We start from the raw sequence: 12,849 nt of genomic DNA, 5'->3' as shown, positions 1-12,849 counted from the left end.
GGCCGATGTAAACAGCAAGATCCGGCAAAGCAATGTCGCCCGCAGGGGATGCGTGTCCCGAGTGGTTGGCATGGCCCGCACTCAGAGACGACGGCGATACTCCTTGTCATCGATCTGGTTCATATCCCACTGCATCAGGCGGTTGAGCTGCTGCATGGGATCCTCGATGAGCGGCAAGGGGCGTGGCAGGATCCGCTTGAAGTAACGGCGCAAGGTCTGCTGGATCCGGTTCGGTTTGATGGGATTGGCGTGGCTCATGATGGTGCTCCTCTGCTGTGGTTCTCACGTTCATCAGCAGTATTGAGCTAAAATGCGGAAGTAAAAACTGATGACTTACAGCAACAGGATTTCCTCTTTTATGCCGACCGGTCGCCTTTACCAGCAATTTCAACGACTCGCCCAGCTGCTTGGCAGCGACGAGCGGGAGATCAGCCTCGCCGAGGTGGCGGATCTGCTCTGCTGCACCCCGCGCAACGCCCGCCTGCTGCTGCGGCGGATGCAGGATCAGGGCTGGCTCAGCTGGTCGGCGGAAGCGGGGCGGGGGCGGCGCTCCCGGCTCACCCTGCTCGACAGTCAGGAGAGCCTGACCCGGCGCCGCTTGCGGGATCTGCTCAGTCAGGGCCAGCTGGCGCAGGCGGTACGGCTGGCCGAAGATCGCCTCGATCTGCTCACTCCGTTGCTGATCGAACAGCTCGGTCAGGCCACCCGCGAGGGGCGCCAGATCCTGCGGGTGCCCTACTACCGGCCGCTGCCGCAGTTGCTGCCCACCGGCCCGATGCGCCGCTCCGAAATCCACCTGAGCCGCCAGATCTTCAACGGCCTGACCCGGCGAAATGAGGAAAATGGGGAAATCGAAGGGGATCTCGCCCACCACTGGGAGTGTCTGGGCCCCTGCCACTGGCGCTTCTACCTGCGTCCGGCGGTGCGCTTTCACCACGGCCGCGAGCTGGTGGTGGAAGATGTGATGGAGAGTCTGCTGGCCCTGCGGGATCGCCCGCTGTTCGCCCATCTGGATCGGCTGGAGAGCCCCTGGCCGCGCACGCTGGATCTCTATCTCGACAGCCCGGATCCCTGGCTGCCCAATCTGCTGGCGGAGCCGGTGGCGACCATATTGCCGCGGGAGCTCAAGGGGGAGGCGGGCTTTGCCCTGCAACCGGTGGGCACCGGCCCTTACCGGGTGGCTGCCAACGATCCCCTGCATCTTTGCCTTGCGGCATTCGACGACTACTTCGGCCTGCGCGCCCTGCTCGACGAGATCGATATCTGGATGCTGCCGGAGCTGGCGGAGCGACTGGAGACCCACCTGCAGCTGGGGCGCGACAGCCCCGAGCTCGGCACCATGCGCGGCGAGTCGGAGCTGGAGTCGGGCTGCTACTTCCTGCTGCAGGACGATCGTTCCGGATCCTTGCAGGATCCCGCCCTGCGGCAGTGGCTCGGCCAGTTGCTCAATCCGGTGGCTCTGATGGGGCGGGTCGCCCCCGAGTTGCAACGGGGCTGGACCAGCGCCCTCGGCCTGCTGCCCCACTGGCGCGAAGTTCTGCCCGCGCCCTTGCCCACACCGGCGCAGTTGCCGACGACATTGGTGCTTGCCTGCTTCAACCAGCATCTGGAGTTCAACGAGTGTGCCAACGCCATGAGCAGCCTGCTGGCCGAACAGGGGATCAGGCTGGAGGTGCGCACCCTCGATTACGGTCGCTGGGTGAGTGGCGAGGATGAAGACGTGGATCTCTGGCTCGGCACCCTCAACCTCGAACATGCCGGCCCCTTTGCCCCCTACGCCTGGTTGCAGGGCACCCCGTTGCTGCGCAAGGTGTGGAGCAGTCAGCATGAGTTGTGGCAAGGGTTGACGCAGTGGCGCGCCAGCGGTGAGGAGCCTGGCCCCCGCGTCCTGCTGGCAACTGTGCAGCAGCAGAGCTGGTTTGTGCCGCTGTTTCACCACTGGCTGGAGCTGGAGAGCCGGGTCGGCGTGCACGGGGTGCGGATGACGGCGCTCGGCTGGTTCGATTTTCGCAGTGCCTGGCTGCGGCCCGAGCCGCCCCATCAGCCCGCAGAGGCGCCATAGTTCATCCAATTTCTGTCGCGGCCGATGGGCGCTCCGCGGCCGCTTGCGTGAAAGATCCGTAAATCGGCCGCTGCTGCACAGTTTGTGTCACGCCTCTGTGCCATGCTGTTTCAGGTTATGGACAGCAGAGCAAATGAGGAAAACGATGAGCAACAATTCAGACAGTTCCGCAGGGAAATGCCCGGTCATGCACGGGGGAACCACCTCCGTCGAGACGTCCAGAATGGAGTGGTGGCCGAAGAGCCTCAACCTCGACATTCTTCACCAACACGATACCAAGACCAATCCGCTGGGGGCCGGTTTCAACTATCGGGAAGCCTTGAAGGGGCTCGATATGGCGGCCCTCAAGCAGGATGTGACCGCCCTGATGACCGACAGTCAGGAGTGGTGGCCCGCCGACTGGGGCCACTACGGCGGCCTGATGATCCGCATGGCCTGGCACTCGGCCGGGACTTACCGCATCGCCGATGGTCGCGGCGGTGGTGGCAGCGGCAACCAGCGTTTCGCCCCCCTCAACTCCTGGCCGGATAACGCCAACCTCGACAAGGCCCGTCGCCTGCTATGGCCCATCAAGAAGAAGTACGGTAACAAGATCAGCTGGGCCGATCTGATCATTCTGGCGGGCACCGTGGCCTATGAGTCCATGGGGCTCAAGACCTTTGGTTTCGCCTTTGGCCGCGAGGATATCTGGCACCCGGAGAAGGATATCTACTGGGGGTCGGAGAAAGAGTGGCTGGCGCCCAGCGGTAAGCTGGGCGGTCGTTACTCCGGCGAGCGGGATCTGGAAAACCCGCTGGCGGCGGTGATGATGGGGCTTATCTACGTCAACCCGGAAGGGGTGGATGGCCAGCCCGATCCCCTGAAAACCGCGCAAGATATGCGAGTCACCTTCGCCCGCATGGCGATGGATGACGAAGAGACGGTAGCGTTGACCGCCGGTGGCCACACCGTCGGCAAGGCTCACGGCAACGGCGATGCCAAACAGCTTGGGCCCGAGCCGGAAGGGGCCAGCCTCGAGGAGCAGGGGCTGGGCTGGATCAATCACCACAGCCGCGGCATCGGCCGCAACACTGTGACCAGCGGCATCGAGGGGGCCTGGACCACCCACCCGACCCAATGGGACAACGGCTACTTCGAGCTGCTGTTCAAGTACGACTGGTGGTTGCAAAAATCTCCGGCGGGGGCCCATCAGTGGGAACCGATCAATATCGCCGAAGAGGATATGCCGGTGGATGTGGAGGACCCGTCGATCCGCTGCAAACCCATGATGACGGATGCCGACATGGCGCTCAAATTCGACCCCGAGTATCGCAAGATTGCCGAGCGCTTCCGCGATGATCCGGCGGCCTTCTCCGACGCCTTCGCCCGCGCCTGGTTCAAGCTGACCCACAGGGATATGGGGCCGAAGAGCCGCTATGTCGGCCCCTATGTGCCGACAGAAGATCTGATCTGGCAGGATCCGGTGCCTGCCGGACGTGCCGATTATGACGTGGCGGCGGTCAAGGCCAGGATCGCCGCCAGCGGCCTCTCCATCAGCGAGCGGGTCACTACCGCTTGGGATAGTGCCCGTACCTTCCGAGGCTCCGACAAGCGGGGCGGAGCCAACGGCGCCCGCATCCGGCTGGCGCCCCAGAAGGATTGGCCGGGCAACGAACCGGCGAAGTTGGCGAAGGTGCTGGCGGTCTATGACAAGCTCGCGGCCGAGTGTGGCGTCAGCGTCGCGGATCTCATCGTGCTGGGGGGCAACCTCGCCATCGAGCAGGCTGCCCAGGCCGCCGGGGTGACGGTGAGCGTGCCGTTTGCGCCGGGCCGGGGGGACGCCACTGAGGCTCAGACCGATGTGGCCTCGTTCGAGGTGCTGGAGCCGTTGGCCGACGGCTTCCGCAACTGGCTGAAGCAGGACTATGTGGTGACGGTGGAGGAGCTGCTGCTGGATCGCGCCCAGCTGATGGGGCTCACCGCCTGCGAGATGACGGCGCTGGTCGGCGGGATGCGGGTGCTCGGCACCAACCACGGCGGTACCGGGCACGGGGTCTTTACCGATCGGGTCGGGGTACTCAGCAACGACTTCTTCGTTAACCTGACCGACATGGGCTACCAGTGGCTGCCGAAAGCGAGCAATCTCTACGAGATCCGCGATCGCCGCAGCGGCGCCCTGAAGTGGACGGCCACCCGGGTGGATCTGGTGTTCGGCTCCAACTCGGTGCTGCGCGCTTATGCCGAGGTCTATGCCCAGGATGACAACAAGGAGAAGTTTGTCTGTGACTTCATTACCGCCTGGAACAAGGTGATGAATGCGGATCGCTTCGATCTGCTCGGCTAGTCCCCAAGCCGTTTGGTTATCTGCACCAGCCCCGCACACCCAAGATGTGCGGGGCTTTTTACTGCCCGCTTTTCTGTGCAGCCCTACAATCCGCCGCGCTGTGACACCCGCTGGCCGGTCGCGCAGGGCCGCTGGCATCCCTGTGCTTGGGCCAGCAGTATCATGTAACATGCTGATCCGCTGGTGATGCCCGGCGGCCACCCATTGGCCACTGATGTCCCATGAACGGACAAGGACAGAAACAAAGAGACAAGGAGTCAACCCATGCTGGAAATTCAGATCCAACCCCGCTTTCAGGAGACGGATGCCCTCGGCCATATCAACAATACGGTGCCGGCGGTCTGGTTCGAATCGGCGCGGGATCCCCTGTTCCGGATCTTCTCCCCCGATCTGGATGTGCATAACTGGCATCTGATCATCGCGGGCTATACGGTGCAGTTCAAACGGGAGCTGTTCTACGGCCAGCCGGTCACTATCAAGACCGGCGTACGCCGCATCGGCACCAGCTCATTTACGGTCTGGCAGGAGGCCTGGCAGGGCGGCGAACTGGCCGTCACTGCCGAAACGACCCTGATCCATTTTGACTACCGGGCCCGCCAATCCCTGCCCCTGAGCGATGCTCACCGGGAAGGGCTGCGGGCCTGGCTGACAGAGAGTTAACCACGGGCCGGATGGCCCATCACAGGAGTGTTATGTACAACTCAATGCGCAACACAGCGATCGCGCTGACCCTGGGATTCTGCTCCCTCCCTTCTCTGGCCGCTTCTCTCGCCGAGCAGTTTACCCTGATGGAGAAGGGGGCCGAGAGCGCCCTTGATACCCGTCAATTCAGCCATGACGGCGTCGATATCAAGGCCTGGATCGATGGCGCCCCCGTTATCATCGCCGTGCCCATCATGAACGAGCTGGGCAAGCTGGAAGGGGAGAGCCGCTACTACTTCAAGGGCGGCAAGCTGTTCGGGGTCAAAGAGCCCGCCGCCCAGTTCGCCTTTGACGACAGCGGCAAGCTGACCCAATGGCTGGACGAGAAGGGGCAGCCCGCCGAGTTCGTCAGCAAGATGAGCATGCAGCAGCGTCAGGAGTGGCTCACCAAGCGGGCTGCCGAGCTGAGCAAGCTGTTTGTGGTGAGCGCGGCCGAGCAGAAGGCAGCCAAGGGTGGCGTCAAGCTGAAGGGGGCGGATCTCGCTCACTGGCTCTGCAACGGCAAACTGATGGAGCTCGCCCACGGTGACAAGGTGATCTTCGAGCAGGATAAGCTGAAGATTGGTGAGCAGGGGATCGAAGGGGAGGTCTCCCTGCGTCAGGATAAGGGGTGGCAGGAGCTGAGCCTCAAGTGCGAGGTGCAGGGCACCCAAGTGACCCGCCTCACCTGGCAGCCGCTGCCGGGTGCCAACAAGCCGCAATAAGCGCAGTAGCAAGGGGGCCCATCACGGGCCCCCTTCTCATTCGGTGTGTGGCTCCCCCAGCTTGAGCCGGGTGAGTGCCTCGACCCGGCGCCACTGTCCGGGTTCGAACCAGCGTGCCAGCAGTTCCTGCTGCTGTTCGGCCCGGGCCTCGTTCGGCAGTTGTCTGAGCTCGGCCAGAAAGCCGCTGAGCTGCTCCTCGAACCCTTGCCGGTTCTGCTCCAGCTGGCGCATCCGATCCACCGCTTCCGGCCCCCCCGTCTCCAGCAGCAGAGCCTCCCGTTTGGCCGGGTCCATCTGCGCCAGCCCTTGCAACTCCTCAAGCAGGCGGCTGTTGGCCTCCGCCTCGCGAAACCAGCCCGGTTGCTCCGCCAGCCAGAGATCCAGCTCTCTGGCCAGCTGCGACTTGTCGCTGTCTCTTGCTTCCGCCAGCGCCCTGCGGCGCAGGGTCAGCTGCTCCATCAGCCGATCCTCGGCAAACAGCTGGGCCTGCTCGGCCGGAGTAAAGCTCTGCTGGCGCAGCTGCTCCCGCTCGTCAAACAGGATCTGCAAGCTGGCGAGGGAGATCTCGGTGGGCACCGTCAGGCTGCTCTGGGCGGAGACAAAGGTGCGATAGCGCGCCTGCAGGGCATCGGCGGCCTCCTGCTCGGGATCGTGCGGGTGGCTCTGTGCATGCTGATTGGTTTGAGCCTGTGATGAGTCTGCCGTCGGTGCCGTGGGCCAGAGCAACACCCCGCCAAGCAGCAGGGTGATGGCGCAGGGTACGACGAGCAGGGTGGCGATCTTCATAGTCCCAGCTCCTTGAGACGGTTGGCATGCTGGCGATAGAGGGTGACCGGATCGGTCTCGAACAGATGGTGGATGCCGAAGGACTGGTTCACTTCGTCCAGATGGTTCATCCGGTAGTCGGTGCCGATCACCTTGCCGAGGTGGCTGCTGCAAACCCCGACCAGTCCATCATTGGGCTCCTTGAAGAAGGCGCCGGTCAGCGCCAGCGCAGGATCCACCGGATCCAGCAGATTGGTCAGGTTGCCGCGTCCGCTCCAGGAGAAGTAGTAGACGCCGTTGCTGGCCTGCATCGGCCCCTCGCCACAATAGCTGCTGGGCAGCCCCTCCGGGTAGCGATGATTGAACTGGCTGGCCCCCTTGCTGGTGAGGGCATCGAGGGCGGCGACCGGATCTTGCGGTAGCTGGCTCCCGCCCGAGAGCAGTGAAATCATGCCGGAGAGGGCGTGGGCCGCGGCGGCAGCCAGCTTCTCGGCGGCGCTGCCGGGGGCGGCATTGGCCCGCACCAGATCGGCAATCTCGGAGCCGTAGTTGACCCCGCCGACGCTGGTGGCGGAGGCGACCAGCTCGGGGGCGACCGAGGCGACATAGCGAATGGTGGGGCCGCCGTGGGAGTGGCCGATCAGGTTGACCTTTTCGGCGCCGGTGGCTGCCAGCAGTAGCTCAACCTGGGCGAGCAGTTGCTCCCCCCGTTGTTCCGAACTGGCGGTGGCTGATACCTGAGCCACGTAGACTTTGGCACCACCCCGGCTCAGGGCCTGGGGAATGCCGTAGAAGTAATCGACCCCGAGCAGCTTGTCGAAGCCGAACAGGCCGTGCACCAGCACTATGGGGTAGCGGGTCTGGGTGTATCCGCTGGCGTGTGCCAGCATGGGCAGGGTGCAGAGCAGCACCAGAAGCCATCTCTTCATCATCAGCATCCTTGTTGATTCGTGAGGAACAGATTGTGTGGCGTACTCCATGTTCGCCGGTGCCAGTATGGTGGCTGCTGACGGGAGAGGCTGTGAGGGGGATCGCAACTCGGGATTCAAAAGGGATTCATGGTGCGGGCGGGGAGGCTGAACTCCCCGCCCTGCGGCTTATTGCCACGCCACCAGGTGATACTGCTTCTTGCCCCGGCGCAGCAGCAGGTAGCGGCCAAACAGCCGATCAGTGGCACTCAGCTGATCATCCTGCTTGAGCACACCATTGAGGCTGATGGCGCCCGCCGCCAGCAGTTCGCGGGCGATGCGCCTGGAGTTGGCCAGACCGCAGCTGACCAGCAGGCTGACCAGATCAGTCTCGCCGCTGACGGTGCTGCTCGGCATGCCATCCTGCGCCAGCTGGGCCAGATCGCTCTCGCCGAGGCGGGCCACATCGCCGCTAAACAGCAGCTCGCTGATGCGCTGCACCGCCGCCAGCGCCGCCTTGCCGTGTACCAGCTCGGTCAGCTCGTTCGCCAACACCTGCTGGGCCTGCTTGCGCCCCTGCCGCTTTGCGTCTTCCGCCTCCAGTGCATCAATCTCGCTCAACGACATAAAGCTGTAGTAGCGCAGGAAGCGGTAGACATCCTCATCCGCGGTGCCGAGCCAGAACTGGTAGAAGGCGTAAGGGGAGGTGAGCGCCGGATCGAGCCAGACCGCGCCCCCCTCGGTCTTGCCGAACTTGGTGCCGTCTGCCTTGGTGATAAGGGGCAGGGTCATGCCGTGTACCTGCGCCTGATGGAGGCGACGGGTGAGATCCATGCCGCTGGTGATATTGCCCCACTGGTCGTTGCCGCCAATCTGCAGGGTGCAGCCGAGTCGCTGGTGCAGCACCGCAAAGTCGTAGGATTGCAACAGAGCGTAGGAGAACTCGGTGAACGAGATGCCCTGATCCGGGCGGGCCAGCCGCTGGCGCACCGACTCCCGCGCCAGCATGGCGTTGACCGAGAAGTGCTTGCCGATATCCCGCAGAAAGTCGAGGGCGGACATCTGCCCCATCCAGTCGCCATTGTTGACCAGTTGCGGGGCCGACAGGCCATCATCGGCGGGCAGCAGCGCCCTGATTTGGGCAGACAGGCTGGCGACCCAGCCCTGCACGGTATCGGTACTATTGAGGCTGCGCTCGGTCGCCTTGAAGCTGGGATCGCCGATAAGACCGGTCGCCCCGCCCACCAGTGCCACCGGGGTGTGGCCCGCCAGCTGGAAGCGGCGCAGCATCAAGAGCGGCACCAGATGACCGATATGCAGGCTGCCGGCGGTGGGATCGAACCCGCAGTAGACGGTACGCGGGGTGGCGAGATGAGCTGCCAGGGCCGCCGGGTCGGAATTCTGGGCCACAAGGCCGCGCTCGGTCAGCTCATCGAGCAGGTGGGGGTTGATCATGGGTGCTCCAACAACAGGGGAAAAGCCGTCATCCTCGCCGTTCTGGCCTGTGGCGGATATGTCCCCTGAGGGACAGTTTTGCCACTCTCGTGCTAGCATTCAGCCATAGCGGGGAATCGCTCCCCGTCACCGGAAACGTGCCACCATGACCCAGCCATTCACCACAGATGCCTTGATCCGCAGCATGACTGGGGTGGTCGATGCCCTGCACAGCAGCGCCTTTGCGGCGGCGCTGGTGCGGCTGATCCAGCAACAGGTGGCGTTTGATTGCGCCCTGCTGCTCGGGGTGGGGCAGCGGCCCGTCTACCTCTACGACAACCTCAACCATCAGCGGGCTCTGCTCTTTGATCGCTACCTCACCAGCCACTTCAGTCAGGATCCCTTTATGCAGGCGCTGGAGCAGGGCTTGCCTGCCGGCGTCTGGACCCTGGCGCAGGTCTCCCAAGGGCGGCTCGATCCCGAATATCGCCACCACTTCTATCAGGCCACCGGCTGGCAGGAGGAGGTTGGGCTGATCCTGCCGGTGCGAGACGGGCTGACGCTGATGCTGTTTCTGGGGCGGCTCGACAAGCGCAGTACCCTCAGCCGTGACGAGCTGGCGAGGCTGGAGCAGCTGTTCCCGCTGGTGCATTCGCTCTGTCGTCAGCAGTGGCGGCAGAGCCAGCCGTTGTTGGCCCAGAGCACGGCACTGCCAGATAGCGCCAGCCTCAAGATCGCGGTGGAGCTGGCGATGGCGAGTGTCGGGGGCGATAGGCTTACCCGGCGCGAGCGGCAGGTGGCGGAGTTGCTGCTGCAGGGGCTGGATACCGAGGCGATTGCCGCAGCGCTCGGGATTGGCAGCGGCACGGTGAAGAATCACCGCAAGCATCTCTATGGCAAGCTGCGACTGGGCTCGCGGGCCGAGCTGTTCACTCTCTTTTTGAACCACCTCATTACGGCGCCGGTGGAGGCATCCCCCGTTTCATCGATGGGAGATACAACGAGCCCGCCATATGGCGGGCCGGAGTTACTCTAGGCGCGGGAGGGTGGGAGTGGTTTCGGGCAGGATACTGAGCAACTGGTAGCGCTTCATCAGCTGCTTGTATTCATCCCCCTGTCTGACCTTGTCCAGCGCCTGTTGCAGGCGGGCAACCTGTTGCTTGTTTGCCCTCAGGTTGAAGGCGAAGCAGTTATCCTGCTCTTCAATGATCGCGACGGTGACAAAATCCTCGCTGGGGAAACCCAGCTCTTTGGCCTGATGGCGCAACATCACCTCGTTGCCCGCCACCAGATCGGTGCGTGCCATGATGAGCTGGCGCACCACCTGATCCATGCGCTCCACCGACATCATATTGCCCGGGCTGATCCCGCGGTTGAGCAGCAACTGCTCCCCGACATCCGCCTGCATCACGCCGATCTGAAGCTTGGCGAGATCCGCTTTGCTGGCCACTTTGGGGGCATCCTGCTTGCGGCCGACCAGCGCGACCCTGGAGTGGCTGATGGGGCAGACCCAGAGGAAGTGGGGATCCCGCTCCTTGGTGTGCGCTGTGGTAAAGAGCACGGCCTCTTGCTGTTGGGTCAGCAGATACCAGCCGCGGGCCCAGGGCAGAAAGTGGATGGGTTGCTCCGGCTCCCCCATTTCGCGCCACATCAGGCGCAGCAACTCGACCGCCAACCCCACAGGCTGACCATTTTTATCCTGGCCATTGAGTGGCATGTTCTGCTCCGAATAGTAGATAAGTGCCGGAGCAGGGAGCGCGATAAACAGGGCGAGAGAAGCGAGAGCAGGGAGCAGACGACGCATGATGCACTCCTTGTGCGGGTAGTTACCTAACAGTCTATGTGGCCTTTTCCATAACGTCATGATCCGGTAGCGGGATAAAAAACAGGCCACCTTGCGGTGGCCTGTCGGTTTATTTGAGCAGGGCTTCCATCTCCGCCTCTGCCTTGGCGCGAGCCTTGGCTTCCGCCGCTCTGGCGGCATCGGCGACGCTCTCTCCGGCCGTATGAGAGGCAGCACTGACAGCCTGTTTGGCTGGATCGGCAACGGCCTTGGTTGCCTCTTGCGTCACGGTAGCGGCGGCACTGCTGACTGCCTGTTTGGCCGGAGCGGCAACGGCTTTGGTCGCTTCTTGTGTCGCGGTTGCTGTAGCGCTGCTGACGGTCTGTTTGGCCGGAGCGGCAACAGCCTTGGTGGCCTCTTGCGTCACGGTCGCAGCGGCGCTGCTGACGGCCTGTTTGGCAGGAGCGGTAACGGCTTTGGTGGCTTCTTGCGTTGCGGTCGCAGCGGCGCTGTTGACGGTTTGCTTGGCAGGAGCAGCAACGGCCTTGGTAGCTTCTTGCGCCGCGGTCGCAGTGGCGCTGCTGACGGCTTGCTGGGCAGGAACGGCAACGGCTTTGGCCGCTTCTTGCGTTGCGGTCGCAGCGGTGCTGCTCACCGCCTGTTTGGCGGGTGCAGTGGCAGCGGTGGTTGCACTACGGGTCAGATCGGTCGCGCTTTGGCTTACCGCTTGGGTGGCCTGCCCTGTGGCGTTGGCGGCTGCGCCGCTGATAGCCTGACTTGCACTGTTGGTCAGCGAGCCGGTGACGCCGCGGGTCACTGTGCCCAGCGCGCTGCCAAGGGAGAAGGGGGAGGCGCCACTCTGACTGGTTGCCGTACCGGTCAGGGCATTGGCCGCCGGGGTGAGCTGGTTGGTGGGGGTCTGCCAGCCCTGCATGGCGGTTGGCCAGGTCGGTGCCGTGCCTGCCAGATTTTCGCCGAAGGTCAGGGTGGTGCCATCCCCTTTTTGCAGCAATACCGACATCTGGTTGGTTTGCGAGTTCCACACCATCCCCGCCTGCTTGGCGATATCCGGCACGGGCGCGTACTCGGAGACCACATAGAAAAGCGGCCCCTCCTGCTGTAACTTGTCGGCAGTCTTGAGCAACTGCATGGTGCTGTCGTAATTGGGGCCAAGGATGGCGGTCATCCGATCCTTGATCAGGGGTTGTTCGAACAGATTGACCTCGTTCGGGTCAAAGCCGACCAGCGGCTTGAGCAGGGCCCACATCAGCTGGCTGGTGGGGCTCATCATCAGCAATGGGGCAACGCAGGCGGACAACATCAGGCTCAGGCAGGCCGCCTGAAGCAACGGCATGATACGCATTGGGATAATATCCAAATAACGATTTGATAAATAAGGTTATATTTTGTCAGGACGTGACAAATTCACCAGAAGTTTGCGCGTGGCAGCGAGAGACTGCCCGCAGGCGCTGGCAGGCTACCATATTGGTTCCACAATGCCAGCAGGCAGTATGATTGTCAGTCAAGTAAACCCCGGGGCTGGTCGATTCTTCGAGAGTGCCCCCCATCGCAACAGGATCCCTCTCATGAAAAATGTACTGCTCTGCCTGCTGGCCTCCCTCTGGCTCGCCCCCGCTCTGGCCGCGTCCAAAACCACTGTGGTGGGCGAGTCTGTCAGCCCCGAGCTGGTGTTGCCGCTGGGCTCATTGCCCGAGCGGGTCTGCTGGTTTGCGGATCAGAAATATTCCGAAGGGGCCCGCATTCTGCAGGGAGATATCTGGCTGGAGTGCGGCCCGCAGAACGACCTCGAGAGCAATGGCCCGTTGGCCTGGCGCTCTCCTGCGGTGGTGTTGCCTGCCACCCGTGGTGCGAAAGATCAGAGGACGATTTCCGTGGGTCAGTGAGGCTTTTCTTGATCCAGCTAAAGACATGGACGTGATCCCTGTCGCATAATGCAGCTCCTTTCTTCTCTTGGCTGGAACCTAAGAAATGGCTCGTCGCTCTTCCAATGCACAACGTCGTCGCAGTAGCTGGTGGTACAAACGCTTGTTGGCAAGGGAGCGGGAAGAGCGCGAAGCGCGTTCCGTAAGGGATTGATACTGCATTGAAAAACGGAGCCTCGGGCTCCGTTTTTGCGTTTATTACTCTTAGCAGAATAACAATGGGGG

At 63.2% G+C, this 12,849-nt stretch carries 12 protein-coding genes; 6 read left to right on the top strand and 6 right to left on the bottom strand.

Annotated elements, in window-relative coordinates:
• Positions 1–81: 81 nt before the first annotated feature.
• Positions 82–258 (bottom strand): hypothetical protein, encoded by a 177-nt coding sequence (locus AB5Y85_RS19495; protein WP_005355239.1) that lies wholly within the window; start codon positions 256–258, stop codon positions 82–84.
• Between the two features lie 100 nt (positions 259–358).
• On the opposite strand from AB5Y85_RS19495, the gene sgrR reads away from it, so the two are divergent.
• From sgrR to AB5Y85_RS19475, 4 genes are all read left to right on the top strand, one after another.
• Positions 359–2,062 carry an HTH-type transcriptional regulator SgrR gene (sgrR, locus tag AB5Y85_RS19490; RefSeq protein ID WP_257686499.1) on the top strand — a complete coding sequence of 568 codons (1,704 nt, stop codon included), beginning with the start codon at positions 359–361 and terminating at the stop codon, positions 2,060–2,062.
• Positions 2,063–2,207: 145 nt separating this feature from the next.
• Positions 2,208–4,385, top strand: a complete 2,178-nt coding sequence (katG, locus tag AB5Y85_RS19485; RefSeq protein ID WP_257686500.1) for a catalase/peroxidase HPI — start codon at positions 2,208–2,210, stop codon at positions 4,383–4,385.
• 264 nt (positions 4,386–4,649) lie between these two features.
• Positions 4,650–5,045 (top strand): thioesterase family protein, encoded by a 396-nt coding sequence (locus AB5Y85_RS19480; protein ID WP_100652402.1) that lies wholly within the window; start codon positions 4,650–4,652, stop codon positions 5,043–5,045.
• 44 nt (positions 5,046–5,089) lie between these two features.
• On the top strand, positions 5,090–5,791 hold the full coding sequence (locus AB5Y85_RS19475) for a hypothetical protein (RefSeq protein WP_100654736.1): 702 nt from the start codon (positions 5,090–5,092) through the stop codon (positions 5,789–5,791).
• Between the two features lie 36 nt (positions 5,792–5,827).
• Here the strand turns inward: AB5Y85_RS19475 and AB5Y85_RS19470 are convergent, their stop codons facing one another.
• From AB5Y85_RS19470 to tyrS, 3 genes are all read right to left on the bottom strand, one after another.
• Positions 5,828–6,577 carry a lipase secretion chaperone gene (locus AB5Y85_RS19470; protein WP_100652404.1) on the bottom strand — a complete coding sequence of 250 codons (750 nt, stop codon included), beginning with the start codon at positions 6,575–6,577 and terminating at the stop codon, positions 5,828–5,830.
• Positions 6,574–7,485 carry a triacylglycerol lipase gene (locus tag AB5Y85_RS19465; RefSeq protein ID WP_100652406.1) on the bottom strand — a complete coding sequence of 304 codons (912 nt, stop codon included), beginning with the start codon at positions 7,483–7,485 and terminating at the stop codon, positions 6,574–6,576. The genes AB5Y85_RS19470 and AB5Y85_RS19465 overlap by 4 nt, the downstream gene beginning before the upstream one ends.
• A 168-nt stretch (positions 7,486–7,653) precedes the next feature.
• Positions 7,654–8,919: a tyrosine--tRNA ligase gene (tyrS, locus tag AB5Y85_RS19460; RefSeq protein WP_100652409.1), complete on the bottom strand. Its 1,266-nt coding sequence runs from the start codon at positions 8,917–8,919 to the stop codon at positions 7,654–7,656.
• Between the two features lie 145 nt (positions 8,920–9,064).
• Between tyrS and AB5Y85_RS19455 the strand changes: the two genes are divergently transcribed.
• Positions 9,065–9,934 (top strand): helix-turn-helix transcriptional regulator, encoded by an 870-nt coding sequence (locus AB5Y85_RS19455; RefSeq protein WP_257686501.1) that lies wholly within the window; start codon positions 9,065–9,067, stop codon positions 9,932–9,934.
• On the opposite strand, the gene AB5Y85_RS19450 is transcribed toward AB5Y85_RS19455, so the two are convergent.
• Entirely contained in the window at positions 9,926–10,702 is a 777-nt protein-coding gene (locus AB5Y85_RS19450) for an ABC transporter substrate-binding protein (protein WP_257686502.1), read from the bottom strand. The genes AB5Y85_RS19455 and AB5Y85_RS19450 overlap by 9 nt on opposite strands.
• Positions 10,703–10,811: 109 nt before the next feature.
• Positions 10,812–12,044 carry a hypothetical protein gene (locus tag AB5Y85_RS19445; RefSeq protein ID WP_257686503.1) on the bottom strand — a complete coding sequence of 411 codons (1,233 nt, stop codon included), beginning with the start codon at positions 12,042–12,044 and terminating at the stop codon, positions 10,812–10,814.
• Positions 12,045–12,267: 223 nt separating this feature from the next.
• Here AB5Y85_RS19445 and AB5Y85_RS19440 point away from each other — a divergent pair, with 223 nt between their 5' ends.
• Complete coding sequence (locus AB5Y85_RS19440) at positions 12,268–12,585, top strand: YnjH family protein (protein WP_257686504.1); 318 nt, start codon at positions 12,268–12,270, stop codon at positions 12,583–12,585.
• Positions 12,586–12,849: the final 264 nt, after the last annotated feature.

It is taken from the genome of Aeromonas sp. R3-1 (assembly GCF_040908345.1).
GTDB lineage: Bacteria > Pseudomonadota > Gammaproteobacteria > Enterobacterales > Aeromonadaceae > Aeromonas > Aeromonas veronii.
Note: the sequence above shows the minus strand (reverse complement) of the source record. Positions and strands in the feature narration are given on the sequence as shown.

Bases quoted from the DNA above. Each gene is read 5' to 3' on its own strand.
- AB5Y85_RS19480 (WP_100652402.1), top strand. From the start codon at position 4,650: ATGCTGGAAATTCAGATCCAACCCCGCTTTCAGGAGACGGATGCCCTC.
- AB5Y85_RS19440 (WP_257686504.1), top strand. From the start codon at position 12,268: ATGAAAAATGTACTGCTCTGCCTGCTGGCCTCCCTCTGGCTCGCCCCC.
- AB5Y85_RS19450 (WP_257686502.1), bottom strand. From the start codon at position 10,702: ATGCGTCGTCTGCTCCCTGCTCTCGCTTCTCTCGCCCTGTTTATCGCG.
- AB5Y85_RS19495 (WP_005355239.1), bottom strand. From the start codon at position 258: ATGAGCCACGCCAATCCCATCAAACCGAACCGGATCCAGCAGACCTTG.
- AB5Y85_RS19455 (WP_257686501.1), top strand. From the start codon at position 9,065: ATGACCCAGCCATTCACCACAGATGCCTTGATCCGCAGCATGACTGGG.
- AB5Y85_RS19445 (WP_257686503.1), bottom strand. From the start codon at position 12,044: ATGCGTATCATGCCGTTGCTTCAGGCGGCCTGCCTGAGCCTGATGTTG.
- katG (WP_257686500.1), top strand. From the start codon at position 2,208: ATGAGCAACAATTCAGACAGTTCCGCAGGGAAATGCCCGGTCATGCAC.
- sgrR (WP_257686499.1), top strand. From the start codon at position 359: ATGCCGACCGGTCGCCTTTACCAGCAATTTCAACGACTCGCCCAGCTG.
- AB5Y85_RS19470 (WP_100652404.1), bottom strand. From the start codon at position 6,577: ATGAAGATCGCCACCCTGCTCGTCGTACCCTGCGCCATCACCCTGCTG.
- AB5Y85_RS19465 (WP_100652406.1), bottom strand. From the start codon at position 7,485: ATGAAGAGATGGCTTCTGGTGCTGCTCTGCACCCTGCCCATGCTGGCA.
- tyrS (WP_100652409.1), bottom strand. From the start codon at position 8,919: ATGATCAACCCCCACCTGCTCGATGAGCTGACCGAGCGCGGCCTTGTG.
- AB5Y85_RS19475 (WP_100654736.1), top strand. From the start codon at position 5,090: ATGCGCAACACAGCGATCGCGCTGACCCTGGGATTCTGCTCCCTCCCT.